Annotated in this window: 16 protein-coding genes and 1 riboswitch; of the genes, 8 read left to right on the forward strand and 8 right to left on the reverse strand. The window is 69.0% G+C overall.

Annotated elements, in window-relative coordinates:
* Window positions 1-14: 14 nt before the first annotated feature.
* A complete protein-coding gene (locus tag OIE47_RS06220) occupies window positions 15-665 on the reverse strand; it encodes a DUF998 domain-containing protein (RefSeq protein WP_326560533.1) in 651 nt (216 codons plus the stop codon).
* Between the two features lie 149 nt (window positions 666-814).
* On the opposite strand from OIE47_RS06220, the gene OIE47_RS06225 reads away from it, so the two are divergent.
* The 3 genes from OIE47_RS06225 (at window position 815) to OIE47_RS06235 (ending at window position 3,396) form a co-directional block, all read left to right on the forward strand.
* The gene (locus OIE47_RS06225) at window positions 815-1,240 is read left to right on the forward strand and encodes a hypothetical protein (protein WP_326560534.1); all 426 of its coding nucleotides are present in this window, start codon (window positions 815-817) and stop codon (window positions 1,238-1,240) included.
* 296 nt (window positions 1,241-1,536) lie between these two features.
* Window positions 1,537-2,307: an SDR family NAD(P)-dependent oxidoreductase gene (locus OIE47_RS06230; protein ID WP_326560535.1), complete on the forward strand. Its 771-nt coding sequence runs from the start codon at window positions 1,537-1,539 to the stop codon at window positions 2,305-2,307.
* 171 nt (window positions 2,308-2,478) lie between these two features.
* Window positions 2,479-3,396, forward strand: coding sequence for a phosphotransferase (locus tag OIE47_RS06235; protein ID WP_326560536.1), 918 nt, complete (start codon window positions 2,479-2,481; stop codon window positions 3,394-3,396).
* 129 nt (window positions 3,397-3,525) lie between these two features.
* On the opposite strand, the gene OIE47_RS06240 is transcribed toward OIE47_RS06235, so the two are convergent.
* Window positions 3,526-4,140, reverse strand: a complete 615-nt coding sequence (locus OIE47_RS06240; RefSeq protein ID WP_326560537.1) for a hypothetical protein — start codon at window positions 4,138-4,140, stop codon at window positions 3,526-3,528.
* A gap of 853 nt (window positions 4,141-4,993) precedes the next feature.
* Between OIE47_RS06240 and OIE47_RS06245 the strand changes: the two genes are divergently transcribed.
* From OIE47_RS06245 to OIE47_RS06255, 3 genes are all read left to right on the forward strand, one after another.
* Complete coding sequence (locus tag OIE47_RS06245) at window positions 4,994-6,385, forward strand: tetratricopeptide repeat protein (protein WP_326560538.1); 1,392 nt, start codon at window positions 4,994-4,996, stop codon at window positions 6,383-6,385.
* Between the two features lie 257 nt (window positions 6,386-6,642).
* Window positions 6,643-8,910, forward strand: a complete 2,268-nt coding sequence (locus tag OIE47_RS06250; RefSeq protein ID WP_326560539.1) for a CHAT domain-containing protein — start codon at window positions 6,643-6,645, stop codon at window positions 8,908-8,910.
* Window positions 8,907-9,977, forward strand: a complete 1,071-nt coding sequence (locus OIE47_RS06255; protein WP_326560540.1) for a tetratricopeptide repeat protein — start codon at window positions 8,907-8,909, stop codon at window positions 9,975-9,977. The genes OIE47_RS06250 and OIE47_RS06255 overlap by 4 nt, the downstream gene beginning before the upstream one ends.
* A gap of 186 nt (window positions 9,978-10,163) precedes the next feature.
* On the opposite strand, the gene OIE47_RS06260 is transcribed toward OIE47_RS06255, so the two are convergent.
* From OIE47_RS06260 to OIE47_RS06275, 4 genes are read right to left on the reverse strand one after another with little or no spacing between them, the layout of a single operon-like run.
* A complete protein-coding gene (locus tag OIE47_RS06260) occupies window positions 10,164-12,653 on the reverse strand; it encodes a glycoside hydrolase family 2 protein (protein WP_326560541.1) in 2,490 nt (829 codons plus the stop codon).
* Window positions 12,650-13,546 carry a carbohydrate ABC transporter permease gene (locus OIE47_RS06265; RefSeq protein WP_326560542.1) on the reverse strand — a complete coding sequence of 299 codons (897 nt, stop codon included), beginning with the start codon at window positions 13,544-13,546 and terminating at the stop codon, window positions 12,650-12,652. Before OIE47_RS06265 ends, OIE47_RS06260 begins: the two co-directional genes overlap by 4 nt.
* Entirely contained in the window at window positions 13,543-14,550 is a 1,008-nt protein-coding gene (locus OIE47_RS06270; protein WP_326560543.1) for a carbohydrate ABC transporter permease, read from the reverse strand. The genes OIE47_RS06265 and OIE47_RS06270 overlap by 4 nt, the downstream gene beginning before the upstream one ends.
* A gap of 8 nt (window positions 14,551-14,558) precedes the next feature.
* Complete coding sequence (locus OIE47_RS06275; RefSeq protein WP_326560544.1) at window positions 14,559-15,845, reverse strand: ABC transporter substrate-binding protein; 1,287 nt, start codon at window positions 15,843-15,845, stop codon at window positions 14,559-14,561.
* Between the two features lie 243 nt (window positions 15,846-16,088).
* Here OIE47_RS06275 and OIE47_RS06280 point away from each other — a divergent pair, with 243 nt between their 5' ends.
* Complete coding sequence (locus OIE47_RS06280; RefSeq protein WP_326560545.1) at window positions 16,089-17,108, forward strand: LacI family DNA-binding transcriptional regulator; 1,020 nt, start codon at window positions 16,089-16,091, stop codon at window positions 17,106-17,108.
* Between the two features lie 81 nt (window positions 17,109-17,189).
* A riboswitch (ZMP/ZTP riboswitch) is annotated at window positions 17,190-17,274 on the forward strand.
* A gap of 108 nt (window positions 17,275-17,382) precedes the next feature.
* Window positions 17,383-18,651 carry a serine hydroxymethyltransferase gene (gene glyA, locus OIE47_RS06285; protein WP_326560546.1) on the forward strand — a complete coding sequence of 423 codons (1,269 nt, stop codon included), beginning with the start codon at window positions 17,383-17,385 and terminating at the stop codon, window positions 18,649-18,651.
* A 59-nt stretch (window positions 18,652-18,710) separates the two neighbouring features.
* Here glyA and OIE47_RS06290 read toward each other — a convergent pair whose 3' ends face one another.
* Both OIE47_RS06290 and OIE47_RS06295 read right to left on the reverse strand, forming a co-directional pair.
* Complete coding sequence (locus OIE47_RS06290) at window positions 18,711-19,877, reverse strand: acyl-CoA dehydrogenase family protein (RefSeq protein ID WP_326560547.1); 1,167 nt, start codon at window positions 19,875-19,877, stop codon at window positions 18,711-18,713.
* A gap of 205 nt (window positions 19,878-20,082) precedes the next feature.
* Entirely contained in the window at window positions 20,083-22,755 is a 2,673-nt protein-coding gene (locus OIE47_RS06295) for a putative bifunctional diguanylate cyclase/phosphodiesterase (protein WP_326560548.1), read from the reverse strand.
* Window positions 22,756-22,793: the final 38 nt, after the last annotated feature.

The following is a 22,793-nucleotide window of genomic DNA, read 5'->3' on the forward strand; positions in this document are numbered from 1 at the left end:
GGGCTTTGATCACGCTACGCCGACCGGCTGGAACGGCGTAGGGAGAGGGCGACGACCGTCGTCCAGGTGAAGGCGACCAGGCCGTTCAGGGCGATCTGGATGCTCATGTGGCTCGGCGACATCGGCATCAGCAGGATGAGCGCGGCGAGGCCGTTCAGCACCGCCGGCAGGGCGGCCCGACGGCGGACGTGCCGGACGGTCAGCGCGATGGCGGCGACGGCCAACGCGGTGAAGGCGACGGCGGCCGCCGTCGAGTGCACGATGCTGTGCCAGGACATCTCGTCGACCGGCCCCTCAGGGGTCCCTACCGGGAAGCCGTACTCCGGATCCATGGTGAACACCCCGGCCGCGACGAGGCCGGCACCGAAGATCCCGACGAAGATCGGCAGTACACGCCGGCCGGTGCCCTCGGTGAGCGTGCGTCGGATACCGACGGCGAGCGCCAGGCCGCCGAGGCCGGCGAGCACGAACGTGGTGATCTGGATCCACCCGAGACTTCCGGTGGCCAACTGGCTGATCGGGTGCCGCGTGATGTCGTAGCCCTCACGCGTGAGCATCTGCGTCACGGCCGAGGCGAAGAAGACCGGCCCGGCAAGGGCACCAGCGAGGAGCAGCCGGTCGGACGAACGGCGGACGGCGGGAACGGTGGCGGCGACGGTGGCCATGACTTCCTCCTTGGTGGGTGCTTGCCGCTACCTCGTGGCCGCTCCGCGGACTTTGACGTTCCAGAGCATGAGCTAGGTCACACATTGTCGACGTCAAGGCCCGGACGTCGCCTCCGAGGTACCGGCAAGCACCCACCGAGGAGGACACGATGTCTGAGAACACCCAGCCGAGCGCCGAACTGACCGCCCTGGACCGCCTGGTCGGCACCTGGTCGGTGACCGGCGGCGCCGAGGGAACCGTGCGGTACGAGTGGATGCCCGGCCGGTTCTTCCTGCTCCAGCACGTGGAACTGAGCCAGTTCGACCAGCCGGTCACCGGCCTGGAGGTCATCGGACACCTACACCCGTTCGGCGAGCCGGTCGGGGCGGACGTGGTGTCGCGGTTCTACGACGCGGCCGGCAACACCTTCGACTACGTCTACGAACTCGTCGGCGACAAGCTGACCATCTGGGCCGGCGCGAAGGGCGGCCCCGCTTACTACGAGGGCACGTTCAGCGCCGACGACACCACCGTCACCGGCGAATGGACCTACCCCGGCGGAGGCGGATACGCCTCCGACATGACCCGGATCTGACACACCGGAAAGCCACGCCGACCCTGAACGGCCGGAGGCAGTGTCCCTCGCGCATCGAGGAGGTCATTGTCTCCGGCCGATTCGTCCCACTTTCGTCGACGCGGCGCGTCACGGCGCGGCGTTCCTGCCCGCCGATCTCGCTCCTCGCGGAGTTCCCCAACTGGTGACGTGCCGCACCTGGACGGGCTCCGCGCCCTGGCCCACAATCTGGACTTGCCGGTCCAATTTTGGCGCGCCATAGTTCGACCGGTATCGAGCGTCGGCCCAGGCGTATCGGGAAGTGATGGGAGAAACGCATGGATCTGCAGCTCGCTGGTAAGCGCGCTCTGGTCACGGGTGCGAGCGGCGGCCTCGGCGCGGAGATCGCCGCTGTCCTGGCAGCCGAAGGGGTCCGCGTGGTGGTGCACGGCCGGGATCAGGCCCGTACCGAGCAGACCGCCCGGAAGGTTGGTGGTGAGGCCGTCATCGGTGACCTCACCACCGATGCCGGTGCCGAAGCGGTGGCCAGCCGGACCGGAGAGGTGGACATCCTGGTCAACAACGCCGGCTTCTACGATCCCGCGACCGGGTGGGCGGACACGGACGCAGATGCCTGGGCCGAGATGTACAACATCAACGTGCTCAGCTCCGTACGTCTGATCCGGCATCTTGTTCCGGGCATGCGGGCCAAGGGCTGGGGCCGTGTCATCCAGGTCGGCAGCGTGACCGGTGAAACGCCATCAGCCGCGCAGCCGCACTACGCCGCCAGCAACGCCGCCCGGCTCAGCCTCGCCCGCTCGCTGGCCCGTGAACTCAAGCACACCGGGGTGACCTCCAACGCCATCGCCGCCGGCGCCATCCTCGTCCCCACCACCCGCGAATACCTCCTGGAACTCGGGCGTACGAACGGATGGGGTGAAACCTGGGAGGAGGTCGAGCATCACCTCCCGACCCGTACCGGCACCGACGTCGGCCGCATCGGCGATCCCCGCGAGTACGCCGACCTCATCACCTTCCTCGCCAGCCCCGTCTCCGACTACATCACCGGCGCCACCATCCGAATGGACGGCGGCCGGTACGACCGGTAGTCCGGGCGGATCGCCGCCCGCCCGTGGTCACCGACGCCCGCACCGGTGAGGCAGCGACGGCCGCCGGCGCTCCACGTGGGAGAAAGGGCCATCCGTGTACGGGCGGCACCACTGCTGACGGCCGGGATAACCGATGTCGCGGAGGCTCGGTGGGTCAGTAATCTCCCCGCCATGGAGGACGGGCTTTGGCGCGATCGGGACTGGCTGGCCGGGGTGCACGGCTGGATCGACGGCCGCCTCGATGAGCTGGGCATGGCCCGTACCGGGGCGATCGAGCAGCCGCATGTCTACCCGTGGTCGACGGTGCTGCGGATCCCGACCGAGATGGGCTCGGTCTGGTTCAAGGCGAATGCCGACCCGCTACGGCACGAGGCCGCCGTCGTCGAACGGATCGCCGCTCGCCGGCCCGATGCGGTGCCACCGCTGCTCGCCGCCGACACCACCGCCGGTTGGATGCTGATGGCCGATGGCGGGGAAAGTCTGCGTACGGTGGCGCCACGCGAGGGAAACCTCGACCGCTGGTACGACGTCCTGCCGCTCTACGCCGGCATCCAGCTCGACCTCGCCGGGGACGTGGACGACCTGCTTGCCCTGGGCGTACCGGACATGCGGCTCGCCGTGCTGCCGGGCGCGTACGAACGCCTGCTGGACGAGATCGGCGCCGAGCGGCGGTACCGCGACGCGTCGCCGATGGTGGCCGACCTGTGCGACGAACTTGCCGCGTACGCGCTGCCGGAACTCCTCCAGCACGACGACCTGCACGACGCACAGGTTTTCGTCCGGGACGGCCGCCACCTGGTGCTCGACTGGGGCGACGCGTGCATCTCGCACCCGTTCTTCACCCTGTCGGTGACCCTTGAGGGGGTGTTGGCGTGGGGCCTGGACGACGTCGAGCAGTCCGTCGACACCACCCCGTTCCGCGACGCCTACCTGGTCCCGTACACCAAGGGTTTTGACGGCGACCTTGTCGCCGCGACCAGGGTGGCGCTGCGGCTCGGTTGGGTGTGCCGCGCGGTCAACGGGCATGTGCCCGGCGACAACGAGCAAACCCTCACCCGGCTACGGATGTTCCTCGACGGTCGACCGTGACGTTGGGGTTGGTGACGCCCGGTCAGCCCGGATGGGCCGGTCCCGCCATAACGGCCGAGACCGGCTGACGGCCCCAGAATCAGACCGGCGGCCACCACGTGCACCAACACCCAGGCGTACGCGGCGTCCTCAGCTAGGCCACGAGCTGGGCCAGGAAGCAGCATTGGCCGTCGATGGCCAGCCGTTGAGCGACCTGATCGCGCGCACGAACCGTACGCATTGGTCGACGAATCCCGTTCCCGCATCGGGCAGGCGCAACGCCTGGATCGCCGCATGTGGGTCGACGACCGGGAACAGGTCAAGCTGGCATTCCTCGATCTGACCTCCACCGCGAATGGCCGCGGCCAGCGTGGTTGCTGCCCCGACGGCGACGCCGACGCAGGTGCGGTCCGGGATGCACAACAGGATGGTCCGTGCTGGTTCGTCGAACTCGGGATAGGCCGGGTATGCGCTGACATAGAAGAACGCACCGTCGTCCTTGTCGCCTACCACCAGCCGGTAGAACGGGCCGGAGCGGCCGTAGTCAGGCCCGACCAGATCGGCGCCGACGATGGTCGTCTCCTGCTCGGCCAGGGTCAGGACCCGACCCGGATCGACCAACTCACCCTGGTCGTACCGGCGGCCGGTGCGTACAGCATTCGCCGGTACGGAACAGCCGCCCAGCAACTCGGTCAGTACCTCCCGGGTCGTGGTCACCAGCGCGACGACGGGGAAGGCGACCGGCATCGCTGCCTGTAGCTCCACGGACATGAATCCCCCCATGGTCGGAACCCGAAGCATTGTGGCATCCCCAACCGCCCCTGCCCGTCATGGAGCAGGTCGCCGTCGGCCTCGACCACAGCCAGACCCATGATCAAAATCGGTGCCGCGACATCTGCATGGCCGGGCACACCTTCACCGTCACCGCGCTTCGTCCTCAGGACGGTTCGACGACCGAACTCGCGCGGATCAAATACGCGACCCACCCTTCACGAGACAGACCCGGTCGGTGCCCCTAAGGTGCGGCCGAGCGCGTTTAGCCGACTGATTCTTGGCCGTGAAGGGCACGGTCTCAAGTGTCAGATCATGGTCGTTACAGGCTACGAGCTCGGAGTCAGCGGTATCGTGCTGGCCGTTGTGGAGGGATTCCGGTTGCTGGGCGACGGCGCCCGGCGTTTGACCGTGGACTGGAACGGGCCCGGTGCGCCCCAACGTCTGGAGTGATGCGGCCTTTGCTTGAGGACGACGGTCGGTCGCAGCTCAGGTGAATCGAACCATGGGGCGGCTGTGTGATTCGGCATGGGCATCTTAAGTCGCTCTGGACCGTGAGATGGAGTGGAGCTTGAGGGTCAGCAGATTGATTTTGGATGTAGCTTTTCCGGTGTCGTGCGGTTAGCGGCGTCGGTTGTGAGGAATTGCCGGTTCTTTGGGCCAGAACTGTGTACGGTTCGGTTTCTTGTGAGTCCCTTGTCGAGGAGATTGCGCGGTGTCAGAGGTCGCAGAGCCGAGCGGGGACGGTGTTGGGTTGACTGATGCCCTAGGCGCAGCCGCCGACGACGGGCGGGCTTGGGAACCGGCGCCTCTGTCCGGCAGGTCGGCTGCCACGGTCTCCCAGTGGGTGGAGGTGCATCGACTGGCGGTAGCCGGTCGGGAGCCGGTGATCGCCCGGGATGTCGGGAGACAGGTCGCGCGGGCGTGGCTTCGCGGGTCTCGGTTCGCGGACGTCGCCGCCCTTGCGGGGGCTACCCTGACTCTCGGTCCGGACGCCGATGCCTTCCACGACCTAGGCTGGGCCCAATCCTCCACCGGGCAACCCCAACAGGCGCTGAGCAGCTACAAGCGGGCCCTGCACCTGTACCGCAAGGCCGGCAAGGAAGGCTACGACGCCGCCACACTCAACAACATCGGCGCCGTGTACAACAACTTGGGGGACCGGCAGCAGGCCCTGACCTACTACCAACAGGCCCTGTCCATCCGGCGGGAGGTCGGCGACCGCGCCGGCGAAGCGACCACCCTCACCAACATCGGCCTCGTGCACGACAATCTCGGGGACCGGCAGCAGGCCTTGACCTACTATCAGCAGGCCCTGCCCATCATGCAGAGGGTCGGCGACCGCGCCGGCGAAGCGACCACCCTCAACAACATCGGCCTCGTGTACAACAACCTCGGGGACCGGCAGCAGGCCCTGACCTACTACCAACAGGCCCTGTCCATCCGGCGGGAGGTCGGCGACCGCGCCGGCGAAGCGACCACCCTCAACAACATCGGCGGCGCGCACGACGGGCTCGGGGACCAGCAGCAGGCCCTGACCTACTACCAACAGGCCCTACCCCTCCATCGGGAGGTCGGCGACCGCGCCGGCGAAGCGACCACCCTCAACAACATCGGCGGCGCGCACAACAACCTCGGGGACCAGCAGCAGGCCCTGACCCGCTACCAACAGGCCCTGTCCATCCGGCAGGAGGTCGGCGACCGCGCCGGCGAGGCGACCACCCTCAACAACATCGGCTCCGTGCACGACGGGCTCGGGGACCAGCAGCAGGCCCTGACCTACTTCAAGCAGGCTCTCCCCATCCTGCGAGGGGTCGGCGACCGCGCCGGCGAAGCGGCCACCCTCAACAACATCGGCCTCGTGCACGACAGGCTCGGGGACCAGCAGCGGGCCCTGACCTACTACCAACAGGCCCTGCCCCTCCACCGAGAGGTCGGCAACCGCGCCGGCGAAGCGACCACCCTCAACAACATCGGCGCAATCCGGTTCCAGCAGGGCGATTTCGCAGGAGCAAAGGACAACTACGACGAAGGCCTTGCGATATTTCACGCTATCGGCGACCGCATATCAGAGGCGACGACGAGTTTCAACATGGCTGTCATGCTGTTGCAGATGGCACGAGTCGACGATGCTGCGCATTTCCAGCGCCGAGCCATCGCCTTGGCCGAGCGAACGAGTCATCCGGCACTGGACCAAATCCGAGCACTTCTCATCCAGCTCAAACAAGCGGAAGAATGATTGACAGTGGGTACTGCCTCACTTGAAGTCTCGGGACCGGACGCCACGCGTTGGGTAGCGGATCTCCACGTCGCCCTTGTCGCGGCCACTAGGCCCGGCGGCAGTGTGTCACGTTCCCTCCACCCCGAAGGTGTCACCGTCAAGATCCTGCTCAACGACGGGGCCTGGCTCGACTTGTCCGACGTCGGCCAGGGGCAGCTGGAGATCGTTTTTCCGCATGACGAATCGCAGCAGAGTTGAGGGCGGAGACAACCTGGATGAGCGAGATGAACAGCTACGAGCTGGGGATTTTTCAGCAGACGTCAGGCCACTGGGAACTGCGCTTGTCGGCCGATGGCGGCACCCCGAAGACCCGTGTCGTGGACGGAGCAGCGATCGACCACCTCATTGAGATGGTGGAGCGCGACTACAGCCAGGATGCGGTCGCCCAAAAGGTGTTCGGCTCCCCGCAGCTACGTGACCTCGGCGCAAAACTGGCCACCTTCCTCGACGGCGACGAACGGTGGCTGACTCCGGTGCTGGACCACCCGTCCGGCGCCACGCTGCGGATCACCGCCGGGGAACGGCTACGGCACCTCCCCTGGGAGCTGCTCGCCGATAACGGCTCGTACCTGACCGTCTCCGGCCACGCACCGCTGCTACCGGTACGTGCCGTCGGCACCAACACGGCCCTCAAAACCTCGACCTCCCCTGGAAACCGTCCCCTGCGGGTGCTGTTCATGGCGACGTCCCCGGAGGGTGTCGAGCCCGTGCTCCACTACGAGGCGGAGGAGGCGGCCATCCTGTCTGCGACCTCGCGTACGGGCACTGAACTGGTCGTCGAGGAGAGCGGCACCCTGGAAGGGCTTCGCTTTATCAGTCGCGACTATGGTGCGGGATACTTCGACGTCCTGCATCTGAGCGGCCACGCCACCATCAGCACGGACAGCCAACCCACTTTCCTGGCGGAGAACGAGTTCGGCGGGCTGGCCTACGCCACGGCTGACGAGATCGCCCAGGCCATGGCCGGGCGCTGGCCCCGACTGGTTTTCGTCTCCGGCTGCCTCACCGGTAGCGCCCCCGACGCAGGCACTTTCCCCTCCATGAGCGAGAGCCTCGTCCGTGCTGGAGCCCCCGCCGTGCTGGGGTGGGCGCTGCCGGTCGGCGACGTCTCCGCGACCGAGTTCGCCGCCCAGCTCTACCAGACACTGGCTGACGGTGAGCCCCTCGACCGGGCCGTCATCGAGGCCCGCCAGCATCTCTACAAGCACAAGCGGGGCAACTGGCACCTGCTACGCGTCTACGCCGACAAGTCCCCGCTGGCACCCATGGTCACGCCTCTGCGCACCGAGGGGCGTGCATGGATCCAGATTCGGCCCGCCGACCAGGACTTCCTCGACCGGCAAACTCAGCTTTCCCGGGTTGCCACCCGCGCCGCCTTCGTTGGACGACGGCGCGTCATCCAGCGCTGCCTGCGCACGCTCAAGCAACCCCACGGTCACGACGGCGCGGCTGAGGCCCTCATCCTGCACGGCATGGGCGGCCTCGGCAAGAGCAGCCTCGCCTCCCGGCTACTGGAACGCATGCCCAGCCACCAGCGGGTCGTCTGGTACGGCCGCGTCGACCTGACCAAGTTTCGAGAACTCACCACCAAGGTCAAACTCCCCACCCTTGAGCAGGAATTGCAGGCAGCCGAGCTCCTCGACAACAATCAGGCTCCCCTTGCCGCCCGCCTGCGCCACCTGCTCCGTGTCGACGGGCCTCTCGGGCGGACCCCCTGCCTGTTCGTGTTCGACGACTTCGAGGACGGCAACCTCGACGAACGCGACGGCACTCACGTGCTCTCCTATGAGATGGCCGACATCCTGCCCGCCCTACTCAAGGCCATCCGCGAAACCGGCAGCCCCAGCCGAGTTATCATCACCAGCCGCTATCGGTTCCCTAGGCCCGCCGCAACCGCGATCGTCGTCGAGTCACTCGAATCCCTCAGCGAGATCGAACAGAAGAAGAAACTCGCGAACCTGCCGAACCTGGGCCCTGCATCCTCCGTCGACCCCGACATCCGCAAGCGCGCCATCCAGGCTGCGGCCGGCAACCCCCGCCTACTCGATTGGCTCGACCTGATCGTCGCCGACACCAGCCTCGACATTGAAGGCCTCATCGCCACCATCGAGCAGGAGGCCGACCGGTTCCGCCGGGAGACCATCCTCGCGAAGAACCTCCTCAGCTCTCAAACCTCCGATCTGCAAAAGATGCTCGCGAAGGTCAACGTCGTCGAACTGCCCGTCCCCGCTGAGACCATCAAGGCCATCCACAACCACCCGGAGACCACCGGCCACATCAAACGCGCCGCCCAACTCGGCCTGATCGAAGAAGGCACCGACCCCGAAACCCGCCAACCCCGCTACTACGTTTCCAATGTTCTACGCCCCCTCATCCGCCCCCTGCTCACCGATGACGAGTACGCCCAAGCCTGTGCCGCCGGCGCACGATCCCTCTACCAACTCTGGGTCACCGACCCCGCCACCCCCAAGTCCGCGTCATGACCACCCTCACCCAGTTAGGGGAGGTGCATCGGCTGGCGGTGGCCGGTAGGGAGTCGGTGATCGCCCGGGACGTCGGGGAGCGGGTGGCGAGGGTGTGGCTGGGCAGGTCCCGGTTCGCCGACGTCGCGGCCCTCGCTAACGCGACCTTGACCCTCGGCCCGGACGCCGGTGCCTTCTACGACCTGGGCTGGGCCCAATCCTCCACAGGGCAACCCCAACAGGCCCTGGACAACTACGAGCGGGCCCTGCACCTGTACCGCGAGGTCGGCAACCGCGGCAACGAAGCGGCCACCCTCAACAACATCGGCGGCGTGTACGACAGCCTCGGGGACCGGCAGCAAGCCCTCACCTACTACCAACAGGCCCTCCCCATCCAACGGGACGTCGGCGACCACGCCGGCATAGCGGCCACCCTCAACAACATCGGCCTCGTATACAACGGGCTCGGGGACCGGCAGCAAGCCCTCACCTACTACCAACAGGCCCTTCGCATCCAACGGGACGTCGGCAGCCACGCAGGCGAAGCAACCACCCTCAACAACATCGGCCACGTGTACAACGGGCTCGGGGACCAACAGCAAGCCCTCACCTACTACCAACAGGCCCTTCGCATCCAACGGGACGTCGGCAACCGCGCAGGCGAAGCAACCACCCTCAACAACATCGGCGGCGTGCACGACAACCTCGGGGACCTGCCGCAAGCCCTCACCTACTACCAACAGGCCCTCCCCATCCGGCGGGAAGTCGGCGACCGCGCCGGCGAAGCGGCCACCCTCAACAACATCGGCGCCGTGTACAACGGGCTCGGGGACCAACAGCAAGCCCTCACCCACTACCAACAGGCCCTTTCCATTACGCGGGAGGTCAGCAACCGGGTCGGCGAAGCAGTCACCCGGTACAACATCGGGATGATCCACCGGGCGGAGGGAAACCTCGACTGGGCAATCGGCGAGCTAGAACTCGTCGTCAACCTCGACCGCCAAGTCGGCCACCCGGACCTAGCATCCGACGCTGCCACACTCGAACAGGTACGCCAAGAACGGGCAAGAACCCAGAAAGCGACCTAATCACCTCACCCACTCGGCTGGGCTGAACACCGGGCAGGTGCGCATCGCCCGACCGGACCCGATACACCGAGACTGCCGCTGTGTTCAACGCGCGTAGAAAGTGTTTCACCGCTCACCGAGGCGTCAAGACTGACTGCATTGTTTCTGCCACGGTGCGGGTGCGTCTGTTTCCTCTTTCTCAGATGGCTACCGGTCGTTGACGCAGCGCAGTACGGGTCGACTGGTCAACGCCGCCGCCTCCAACGCCCCAGCCGAGCGGACGGTGAACGTGGCTGTCTCCCCCGGCAGCAGCGTGACCAGGGCCTCGTCCACCTCAGCCGTCGGATCCAGCCGGTCGGCCGCAAGCACCAGATCCCGCAGAATCGTCCGAGCGGTCACCCGTACCCGCGTCACCTGACCGGTGGCGGCTGCCGAAGACTCGACCACGGCCTCGTAAGCAGCGGTCGGGTACGCAACATCTTTGTCCTCGGCGAAGAACCAGAACGCGCGCTGGCCCGTACCGACTGCTTCGGCGAGCAGCAGCTCGTGCCGGGGACGGTCGGTGGTGGACAGGTCCGCCGGGAGCGGAACCGTCGCCACCGAGTGCGGCGCCACCTCCAGGTCGAGGGCCGTCTTGGCGGCCGGTTCCCCGTCCAGGGTCAGCCGGGTCACGGTCACCGAGGTACGCCAGGGCACGCCCCCGTCGTTCACCGCGACCAGGTTCAACCCGCCGCCGTCACCCGGTTGTACGGTCAGCAGCCGGTCGGCGTAGACCCGGCGCAGGGCGTACCAGAGGGGTTTGCGACGGCCGTCGCCGTCGACGGCGGCCCACGATGTGACCGGCCAGCAGTCGTTGAGCTGCCAGACGATGGTGCCCATGCAGAGTGGGCGCAGCGCCCGGAAGTGTTCCACCCCGAGGCTGATCGCGCGGGCCTGGTTGAGCTGGGTCAGGTAGTGCCAGTCGTCGAAGTCGACCGGGGCGGGCAGGTGGGCGTCGAGTCCCCGTTGCAGTTTCGCGTCGCCGCCGCCGGCCTTCTGGTGGTGGGCCATGCCGGGCGAGTCGTGGGCCAGGGGTTCGTCACTCAGCGCCCGGCGCAGGGTCGCGTACGCGGGTGGGGCCTGATACCCGAACTCGGCCACGAACCGGGGCCGGTACTCCCGGTACTTGGTGTAGTCCTCGCGGTTCCACACGTCCCAGATGTGCATGCTGCCGTACGCAGGATCGTTCGGGTGTTTGTCGGTCCGCCCCGACCAGGGGCTGCCCGGCCAGTACGGTCGGGTCGGGTCCAGTTCGGCGACGATCGCCGGGAGCAGCTCGAAGTAGTAGCCGGCGCCCCAGGTCCGGTCCCCCAGTGGCTCCTGCCAGCCCCAGTCGTGCCAGCCCCAGATGTTCTCGTTGTTGCCGATCCAGAGGATCAGGCTCGGGTGGCTGGCGAGGCGTACGACCTGCGCGCGCGCCTCGGCCTCGACCTCGGTGGCGAACGGTTCCTCCTCCGGGTACGCCGCGCACGCGAACGGGAAGTCCTGCTCGACCAGGAGGCCAAGCTCGTCGGCGAGGTCGTAGAAGTCCTCGGACTCGTACCGGCCACCGCCCCAGACCCGGAGCATGTTGACGTTCGCGTCGACGGCCTGGGTGAAGCGGGCGGCGTAACGCTCGCGGGTGACCCGGGTGACGAAAACGTCGTCGGGGATCCAGTTGACGCCACGGATCAGGATCGGGGTTTCGTTGACCAGGATGGTGAACGCCGAGCCGTGTTCGTCCTCGCTGGTGTCGAGGCTGGTGGAGCGGAAACCGATCCGGCGCTGCCAGGTGTCGAGGGCTGCGCCGTCGGGGCCGCGCAGGGTCACGTCGAGCGGGTACCGGGTCTGCTCGCCGTAGCCGCGCGGCCACCACAGTTCGGGGTCGGGCACGTCGACGGTCAGGACCGTACTCGTGACGCCTGCCGGGATGACGGCTTCGGTGCGTACCCCGGCGACCGCGAGGCTGACGGTCAGCGGCTCGGCGGCGGCGCGTTCGACGGTGACCACCGCCTCGACCCGGCCGGTGTTGTCGGTGACGGTGACCAGCGGGCGGACCTCGGCCAGCCGGGCGACCGACCAGGTGTGCAGCTCGATCGGCTGCCAGATGCCGGCGGTGACCAGCGTCGGACCCCAGTCCCAACCGAAGTTGCAGGCCATCTTCCGGATGAAGTTGAACGGCTCCGGGTACGCGTTCGGCCGGTCACCGAGCGAGTCGCGCAACCCCTCGGCGTAGCGGTACGCGGAGTCGAACCGGACCTCCAGGGTGTTCTCCCCCGGCAGCAACAGCGACCGTACGTCGAACCGGTAGCTCCGGTGCATGTTGGCGGTACGCCCGACCTCGACCCCGTTGAGCTGGATCGTCGCCACCGTGTCCAGCCCGGCGCAGACCAGGTCCACCCGGTCGGCGGCCTGGTCGTCCCACTCGAAGGTGGTCCGGTAGACCCAGTCGGTCCGCCCGATCCAGGCCACGGCCAGCTCGTTGCTGTCCAGGTACGGGTCCGGGATCAGCCCCGCGGCGAGCAGGTCGGTGTGCACACAACCCGGTACGGTCGCCGGGACCGGCTGGTCGGACACGGACGCGGGCACTGCGGGGTGGGCCACGGGCCGGACCGACCAGCCGTCGTGCAGCGGACGCCGGGAGGGAAGGACAGCCGGTTCGGTTGAGCGAAGCGTCATGACTTGATCGCGCCTTCCATGATTCCTCGTACGATCTGCCGTCCACCGACGAACAGCATGATGAGCAACGGGATGGTGGCCACCAGTGCACCGGCCAGGACCCGGCGGTAGAGCACGTAGTTTCCGCTGGCGAGGTCGGAGATGGCGACCATCGAGGTCGGGTAGTCGGTCCCGTTCAGGGTGATCAACGGCCACTGGAAATCATTCCAGGTGCCGACGAAGGTGAGCAGGCCCAGTACGGCCAGCGCCGGGCGTACCGCCGGCAGGACGATGCTGGCGTAGATGCGCATCGTGGTGGCCCCGTCGATCCTGGCCGCCTCGACGAGTTCGTCCGGCACCGCCTCCAGGATGAACTGCCGCATGTAGAAGACCCCGAACGCGCTGACCAGGCCGGGCACGATGACGGCGAGCAGGGTGCCGTTCCACCCGATTTTGCCCATCACGATGTAGAGCGCGACCACGCCGAGCTGGTTCGGCACGGTCAGGGTGAGGATCACGATCACCATCAGGACGTTGCGGCCCTTGAACCGGAGCTTGGCGAAGGCGAAGCCGGCCAGCGAGCAGAAGAAGAGGACGGCGACGGTGACGACCGTCGAGACGATCGCGCTGTTGGCCAGGGACTGGATGAAGTAGACGTCCTGCATCGAGAAGACCTCGCGCAGGTTGGTCAGGAGCTGGTCGCCGGGGACCACCTGCGGCGGGATCTTGGCCAGGGCGGCGTCGGTGCTGGTGGCGATCACCAGCATCCAGTAGAGCGGGAAGGCGGAGAAGAGGATGACCAGGGAGAGGAAGACGTAGTTCCACAGGCTGCCGGGGGTGTCCGCCGGGGCCCGTCCGGTCAACGCGGCCCGTCGGCGGCTGCGCGGGGTCTGCGGGGTGGTGGTCGTACTCATCGTTTCCCCCCGCCGAGCCGGTTGGTGATCAGTGCGTTCACCGCGGCGACCACCACGATGATCAGGAACAGGGCCCAGGACATGGCGGCGGCGTACCCGAGGTTGAGGTCCTTCCAGCCGACCTTGTAGATGAGCTGGGCGATGGTCTGCCACTCGCCGTTGGCGCCGCCCCGGGCCGCCTGGGCGTTCTGCTCCAGCAGCATCGGCTCGGTGAAGAGTTGCAGGCCACCGATGGTCGACAGCACCACCGTGAAAATCACCACGGGCCGGATCATCGGTACGGTGATCCGCCAGAGCTGCCGCCAGACCCCCGCCCCGTCGACGGCGGCTGCCTCGTAGATGTCGCGCGGGATCGACTGCATCGCGGCGAGGTAGAGCAGGGCGTTGTAGCCGATCCACTTCCAGTTGACCATCGTGGCCAGCACGAACCAGGACGACCATTTCGCGCTGCGCCAGTCGATCGGCTCGTCGCCGGTCAGGTGCAGGACCGAGAGGACCCAGTTGGCCACCCCGCCGTCGCGGGCGAAGACCACCGCGAAGACGAGGGTCGAGGCGGTGATCGGGGTGACGTACGGCAGCAGCACCCCGACCCGGAACCAGGTCTGTGCGCGCAGCCGGCGGTTGAGCACCGACGCGATGACCAGCGCCAGGGTCAACTGGGGCACGGTGGACAGGACGAAGATGCCGAACGTGTTGTAGAGCGCGTTCCAGAAGTCGTCGTCGGTCAGCAGTTTCTCGAAGTTCGCCAGCCCGGCCCACCCGGTCAGGGTGGCGTCGTCCAGTCGCCAGTGCCGCAGCGCGACGACTCCGTTGAAGATGATCGGGAAGAGCCCGAACACCAGGAACAGCAGGAAGAACGGGGCGACGAGCAGGTACGGCGTAAAGCGCATGTCGAAGCGGTGCAGCCGGTTGCGCCAGCGGTGCCGGTCGGGCTCGTCGCGACCGGTGGGGCGCCCGGCCGGTCCGCCCGGCGGCGCCGCCGGGTCGGCACGGGTGACGGACATCGGACCTCCTAGGACGTGGCCGCCTTCTGGGCTTCCTTGGTCGCCTCGGTCCAGGCCTGGTTCAGCGGCTTGCCCTTGAGGTCACCGTTCTGCATCCGGTTCAGTACGTTCTCCACCGCGACCCGGGTCGGCCCGTTCTTCCTGCCCAGGTACTGCGGGGTCAGGCCCTCGGCGGTCTTGGAGAAGATCTGGCCGACGGGTGCGTTGTTGAAGAACGGGTTGGTGAAGTCCCGGATCGCCGGGTCCTGGTAGAGGGCCGGCTGGGACGGCAGGTTGCCGACCTTGTTGAAGATCTCGATCTGCTGCTCGGGCTGGATCAGCCACTCCAGCAGCTTGTACGCCTCGTCGGCGTGCTTGCTCTGCTTGGGGATGGTGAGGAACGAGCCGCCCCAGTTGCCGCCACCGCCGGGAATCGCCGCCACGTCCCACTTGCCGGCGGTGTCCGGGGCGCTGTTCTTGATGTGCCCCTGCATCCACGCCGGGCAGGCCAGTACGGCGAAACTGCCCTTGGCGAAGGCGGCGTTCCACTCCGGTTGGAAGGCCGGCAGGTTCGCGGAGATGTCGGCCCGGATCGCCTTGGCGGCCGTGTCGAACGCGACCTTCGGCCCACCGTTCATCTGGAGCGCGTCGCCCTGGTCGTAGAACCCGACCGACTGCTGCCCGAGTACGGGATTGAAGATGTTGGTGCCGGAGTCGATGAACTTCTTGCCCGTCGCCCTGGTGTAGGTCTCACCGGTGCTGATGAACTGGTCCCAGGTGGGCCAGAGGGCGGAGACCCGGTCCCGTTCGGTGGGGAGGCCGGCGGCCTGGAACAGGTCGGTCCGGTAACACATGGCCAGCCCGCCGACGTCGGTGCCGAGGCCGATCTGGGCCTTGCCGTCGGGGGTCAGCGTCTGCTTCCACTTCCACGACAGGTACTTGCTCTCGTACTGGCCGGCGCCGGAGTCGAGCAGGTTGACGAACTTGTCGGCCTGGCCGCGGAACTGGACGACGAAGCCCTCGTCGATGGCGGCGATGTCGGGGGCGCCGTCCCCGGCGATCAGCTTCTTCTGCAGGTCCTCGTGCTGGGCGTTGTACTCGCCGGTGTTCAGGCTGATCTTGACGTTCGGGTTCGCGGCCTCGTACCTGCCCTTCAGCTCGTCCAGCCCGAAGTCGCCCCAGTAGGCGATCTTCAGGGTGACGGCGCCACCCGACTCCGAACCGCCGCCGCTGTTGCCACTGCAACCCGCGACCAGAAGCATCCCTGCCGCGCTCGCGGCGACCAGCCGGACCCATCGGGCCCCGGACCCTGCCATGTTTTCCTCCACACCGTGGGAACGCTCCCGACATCGAGGAACGTTGACTGAACCGGATAAGTGAAGCCACCGTACGGTCGGGTCTCAGCCGTGTCAATGACGTGTTAACAGCGTGGGCATCGCGTAATCGAGATCGTCGGTGGTTATGCTTAACCGGACAAGCGGCCGCCGCCGCAAGGCCGTTCCAGCGCCGAGCCAGTAACCAGACCGGAGCGTTCCGGCCGACCAGCAGAGGGAGCGCCGGTGAAGCGGCCCACCATCGCGGACATCGCCCGCCAGGCCGGAGTCTCGAAGGGGGCGGTCTCCTACGCCCTCAACGGCCAGCCCGGCGTCTCGGAGACCACCCGGCAGCGCATCATCGCCATCGCCCGCGAGATCGGCTTCAACCCGAACAGCGCCGCCCGCGCCCTGTCCGGCGCCACCGCCAACGCGGTCGGGCTGGCCCTGCGCCGACCGGCCCGTACCCTCGGCATCGAGCCGTTCTTCATGGAGCTGATCAGTGGCGTCGAGGCCGAACTCTCCGCCCGGTCGTACGCGCTGACCCTCCAGATCGTCGCCGACCCGGAAACCGAGATCGCCGTCTACCGGCGGTGGTGGGGCGAGCGCCGGATCGACGGCGTTTTCCTCTGTGACCTGCGGGTCGACGACCAGCGGGTGCCGGCACTGGAGGAGTTGGGACTGCCGACCGTGGTGATCGGCGGCCCCGGACACACGGGCAGGCTCGCCAGCGTCTGGTCCGACGACGCGGCGGCCCTGGTCGAGACGGTCGAATACCTGTACGCCCTCGGCCACCGCCGGATCACCCGGATCGGCGGCCTGCCCGGCCTGCTGCACACGGAGATCCGTACCGAGGCGTTCACCGAGGTCAGCCGGCGACTCGGGCTGGACCGGACCCGCACGGTCGCTTCGGACTACACCGGCGAGGAGGGTGCCCGGGTCACCCGCCGGCTGCTCAGTTCCGCCGAACGGCCGACCGCCCTGGTCTACGACAACGACGTGATGGCGATCGCAGGGCTGTCGGTGGCCCAGGAGATGGGTCTGTCCGTACCCACCGACCTCTCCATCGTCGCCTGGGACGACTCACCCCTGTGCCGGCTCGTGCACCCGGCGCTGACCGCGCTCAGCCGGGACATCCCCGCGTACGGGGCCAACGCCGCCCGGCAACTCCTCGCCGCCATCGCCGGGGAGCCCATCGACGGCTTCCAGGACGAGACCGCCCACCTGACCCCCCGGGGCAGCACCGCACCGCCCCGCACCGCCTGATCCGTACGGGTTAAGCGGTTAAGTGCGGCGGGTGGGGGTGGCGCGCCATGCGGGGACGACCGGCGGGCCGCTACCATCAGGGCGGTTAAAGGCGACTGGCGCGGCGAGGTGGAAGAAACCACCGGGGAGCGACCGAGATAGTGCACCGCGCGCCTGGGTGCACGTCAACCGGGACTGTCTGGACCGGCCATGGCCGGGCGGGACGGCTCCGGCAGAGCCTTGTCCGGTCCGCACTCCGCAGCCGGGCAAGCGCCGACCAGCCAGGAGGATCCTCGTGCACGTACCACCGATTCCCGCCCTGACCGCCGCCGACCCGCAGTTGGCCGCCCTGATCGAGTCCGAGGCGCAGCGCCAGCACGACAAGCTGCGGATGATCGCCTCGGAGAACTACGTGTCCACCGCCGTACTCGAGGCCAGCGGGACCGTGCTGACCAACAAGTACTCCGAGGGGTACGCCGGCAAGCGGTACTACGAGGGCCAGCAGTTCATCGACCCGATCGAGACGCTGGCCATCGAGCGGGCCCGCGCCCTGTTCGGCGTCGACCACGCCAACGTCCAGCCGTACTCCGGGTCCCCGGCGAACCTCGCCGTCTACCTGGCGTTCCTGTCCCCCGGTGACAAGGTGATGGGGATGGCCCTGCCGATGGGCGGGCACCTCACCCACGGGTGGTCGGTCTCGGCCACCGGCAAGTGGTTCACCCCGGTCCGTTACCAGGTCTCCCGCGAGACCGGCCGGATCGACCTGGACGAGGTACGCGACATCGCCCTGCGCGAGCGCCCCAAGGTGATCTTCTGTGGTGGCACCGCGGTTCCCCGGACCATCGACTTCCCCGGCTTCGCCGCGATCGCCCGCGAGGTCGGCGCGATCCTGGTCGCCGACATCGCGCACATCGCCGGCCTGATCGCGGGCGGGGCGCACCCGTCACCGGTCGGCCACGCCGACGTCATCACCACGACCACGCACAAGACCCTGCGCGGCCCCCGTGGCGCCATGATCATGACGACCGCCGAGTACGCCAGCGCGATCGACAAGGCGGTCTTCCCCGGCCTGCAGGGCGGCCCGCACAACCACACCACCGCCGCCATCGCGGTGGCACTCAAGGAGGCCTCGACCGAGGACTTCCGGGCGTACGCCCACCAGGTGGTCGCCAACGCGCAGGCGCTCGCCGCCGCACTGGTCGAGCGGGGCTTCGAACTCTCCTCCGGTGGCACCGACAACCACCTGATCCTGGCCGACCTGACCAGCAAGGGGATCGCCGGCAAGCCGGCCGCGCAGGCGCTGGACCGGGCCGGCATCGAGCTGAACTACAACACGGTGCCGTACGACACCCGCAAGCCGTTCGACCCGTCCGGGATCCGGCTCGGTGCGGCGGCGCTCACCACCCGTGGCCTGACCGAGCAGCAGATGCCGCAGGTGGCGACGTGGATGGACGAGGCGGTCACCGCCGCGCTCAAGGACGACGAGGGCGCCCTGGACCGGATCGCCGGCGAGGTGAGCGACCTGCTGGCCGCGTACCCGATGCCCGGTTACACGACCGCCTGACCCCTGGCTCTTGTATTTGACGAAGGGGCCCTTCCGATCGGAAGGGCCCCTTCGTCGGGTCAGTAGCCGATGCCGACGGGGCGGCCGAGCAGGGCGCTGCCGTAGGTGGCGAGGAAGCCCTCCGCGGCGGCGGCGTGCTGGCTGAACGTGTGGATGTCACGGAACCGGCGTTGGAGCGGGGCGGAGTCCCGCGCCACCCCGCCCCCGCCGGAGCGGTAGCACATGTCCACCGCCGCCGAGGTCACCTCGGTGACCCAGGACAGGGCCGCCGAGGCGGCCGGACTGAAGCCGGCCACCGCACCGGGATCGGCGGCGGCAGCGGCGACGAACTCGGTGGCCAGGTCACGCAGGAGCGCCCTGGCCGCCCGTACGGACGTCTCGGCCCGGCCGAGGTGCAGTTGGAACACCGCCGAGTCGGCCAGGGACGTACGGGCGTAGAGGCGCTGCTTGCCCAGCGCCAGTTTGGTCACCTCGTCCAGTGCGCCCTGTGCGGTCCCGACCGCGACCGCCCCGAGGTGCAGGACGAACTGCACCAGCGGCGCCACCAGGTTCGCCTCCGGTACGGACGGCTTCCCGGTGAAGATGTCGAAGGTGTACGCGTCCGGGCAGAACGCCGAGGTGAGGGTGATGTCGTGGCTGCCGGTCCCGCGCAGTCCGAGCACCCGCCAGGTGTCGACGACCTGCACCTCGCCGGCCGGGAAGAGCATCGCCCGGGTCTCCGGCATTCCCTCGCCCGGCCCCGGCCTCGGTACGCCGTTCTCCACCACCACGCAGTTGCCGAAGATCCAGTCCGCGTGTTCGCATCCGCTGGCGAACGCCCACCGGCCGTCGACCTCGTAACCACCGTCGACGACCTGCGCCCGTCCCTGCGGGTTGAAACCACCGGCCACGATCACGTCCGGGCCGTTGGCGTAGACCTTGTCGAACTGTTCCCGGTCGAGCAGGGCGAGCAGGTGCGGGGCCTCGCTGCCGAGCATCACGGTCCACCCGGTGGCCGGGTCGGCGCGGGCCAGTTCCTCCAGCACCGCGATGCCGGCTAGCGGGTCGAGGTCGTACCCGCCGTGGCTGCGCGGGACGAACATCCGGAAGCAGCCGGCGGCGACCAGGTCGGCCAGCAGGTCGGCCGGCAGCCGGCGACCCTCCTCGGTCTCGGCGGCCCGACCGCTGATCCCGGGTGCCAGGTCCCGGACCGCCGCGAGGACCTGCCGGCCCGCGTCGTCGCTCATGTTCGCCCCTCCCGTCCGCCCGTCCGGCGGAACCCCGGCATCGACGGTAGTGAAGATGCGCGGCGCGGGGCACCGGCCGGCGGGGGACCCCCGGTCCCTCACCCGACCGACCGGGACTCCCCCACCGGGCGCGTTCCGGGCCGCTCTGACAACCGGATCCGGTCGCCGGAGCGTCAGGGGCGCCCGTCCACAAAGGATCGAGTCGTCAGCGGGACGGGGTCGGGAACTCCTCCAGGTACGCCTCCACCCGCTCGGCGGTTGCCGGACGGGCCAGCACGTAACCCTGGCCGTACCGGCACCCGGCCAGCCGGGCCTGTTCGACCTGCTCGGCGGACTCCAGCCCCTCGGCGATGATCTCCATCCCGAGCCGCCGGCCGAGGCTCACCACCACGTCGATGACCGGCTTGCCCTGGCCCTGCCAGCCGCTCGGCTCCGACACCAGGGCCCGGTTGATCTTCAAGATGTCGACCGGCATCCGGCGCAGGTGGGCCAGGGACGCCGGCCCCAGACCGAAGTCGTCCAGGGCGGTACGCACCCCGAGCGACCGCAACCGGCCGAGCTGGCTCACCACCCCCGACACGTCGACCTCGCCGCTCGGCTCCGAGATCTCGATCAGCAGCCGCTCCGGTTCGATCTGGTACAGGGTGAGCGCCGCCGCGACCCGGCCGACAAAATCCGGCCCGGTCAGCTCGGACGCCGACACGTTGACCGACATCCACAGCCGGCGTCCGCCACGGGACCACTCGGCGAGCCGGCGGCACGCCTTGTGCAACACCCAGCCGCCCAGCTCGTCCATCAGCCCGAGGGCCTCGGCCACCGGGACCAGTTCGGCCGGCAGGACCGTACCGAGCACGGGGCTGCGCCAGCGCACCAGCGCCTCGGTGCCGACCGGGCGCCGGTCGTGCAGGTCGAGCACCGGTTGGTAGACCAGGTCGAGCTCACCCCGCGCGGCGGCGCCGGGCAGTTCCCGTTCCAGGTCCATCCGGCGTACGAGCTGCTCCTCCAGGTAGCTGTCGTACCACTCGATCCGGTTGCGTCCGAGCTGCTGTGCCCGGCGCCGGGCCAGTTCCGCCCGGCGGAGCACGTCGTCCACGCCGGTGCCGCCGGCCAGGTCGGCCAGACCGATGCTCGCCTGGAGGCTCACGATCGTCCCCGGCAACTGGTACGGCTCGGTCAGCGCGCCGATCAACCGGATGCCCAGCGCGTACGCCAGCATCGGGCCGTCGACGGTGACCACCGCGAACTCGTCCCCGCCGAGCCGGGCGACCACGTCGTCACCTCCGGCGCCGGTACGCAGCCGCCGGCCGACCTCGACCAGGACCGCGTCGCCGACCTCCCGCCCTCGGGTCTCGTTGATCGCCGACATGCCGTGCAGGTCGACCACGAGCAGGGTGCCGGTGTGCCCGGCCAGCGACCGTTGGGTGACGATCGCCCGCATCAGGTCCCGCCGGTTGGCCAGCCCGGTGAGCTGGTCGGTGAAGGAGAGCTGGTGCACCCGGTGTTCCAGTTGCCGCCGTTCGCCCACGTCCCGGACGTGCACCACCAGGGCGCCCACCTCCGGCACGCCCCGCTGGTCGCTCACCGTGGACTCGGTGTCCCGCCAGATTCCGTGCCCGTCGCGCAACCGGGCGGTGACCAGTGGGGTCCGCCCGGTCACCGGTGCCGGGGCGGTCAGCACTCCGGTCAGCATGGTGGTGACCGGGGCGGCGTCGTCGGGGTGCATCAGGTCGGCGAACGCCCGCCCGACCACGTCGGCGTCGGCCAGGCCGAACAGCCGGGCGGCGGCCGGTGACTGCCAACGGACCAGCAGGTCGGCGCCGACCACCAGGGTCAGGTCGTTGGCACCGGCGACCAGCGCCCGGAAGTGCGCCTCCTGGCTGACCAGCCGTCGGGCGTAGCTGCGGATGTCGAGCACCGCGAAGACCTCGCGGACCACCAGGGTCGGGATCACCGCGAGCCCCAGCACGATCGAGGTGTGGTCGAACTCCCCGACCGTGACCAGGTGGTAGATCGCGGCCAGGGTGGCGACCACGGCGGGCACGGTGAGCAACGGGTACGCGGACAGGTGCGTCTCGGGTTCGCCCGGTGCCGGCGGTTTGGCGCCCGGGTTGGCGTACCGGGTGCCGGTGGCGGTCAGCATCGGCCCGATCACCAGCGGGACCGCCGCGGCCAGCGGCGCCCAGCCGGGCACGTCGTAGTGCAGCAGTACGCCGAGCGTGCCGAGCCCGAACACCGAGGCCCCGGCACCCGCGCCGCAGAGCCCGGCCACCCGCCGGTAGCCGGAGGAGCGCAGGGCGGTGACCGCGATGATCGACAACCCGCCCACGACGAGCAGCGCCACGGCCAGGGCGACCGGTGGTATCCCACCGGCCGGCGGCATCAGCCACCCGGCGAAGGCGAGGCTGATGCCGAGACTCAGCCCGTCGAACCCCCGGCGCAGCCGCATCGACGTGGTGCTCGCCGCGCCGGGCAGGAGCAGGGCGCCGAGCAGGTACAGCGGCAGGGCGACGAGCAGCCCGGTGAGGATCACGCCGGGGTGGGCCGCGGCCGGCAGCAGGGGCAGGGCGAGTGCGGTGAGCCCGGTTGCCACCACACCGACACCGAGGAAGCCGACGCCCCGACAGGGGCCGGAGCTGCGCCGGGCGGAGTGGATGGCCAGCGCGAGCCGGATCAGCCGGGCGGCGGCCAGGGCGGAGACCACGCCGACGGCGGCGGCCAGGGCGAGGTACGCGGACAGGAGACCGGTGGAACCGGCAAGCAGGAAACTCACTGCCGCCGATCCGGCGACGAGTTCCGGAAGCCGGATGGTGCGCCGGCGTTTTCCGGCGCGCGGGGGAGGCGCCACGGACACGGCGAAGTCGCCTTCTGCAGGGGGCACGGGGACGGTGTGGTGCGCGGGCGGTTCGGTGCGGGGCA

Origin of the sequence: Micromonospora sp. NBC_01796 (assembly GCF_035917455.1) — a bacterium.
Lineage (GTDB): Bacteria > Actinomycetota > Actinomycetes > Mycobacteriales > Micromonosporaceae > Micromonospora_G.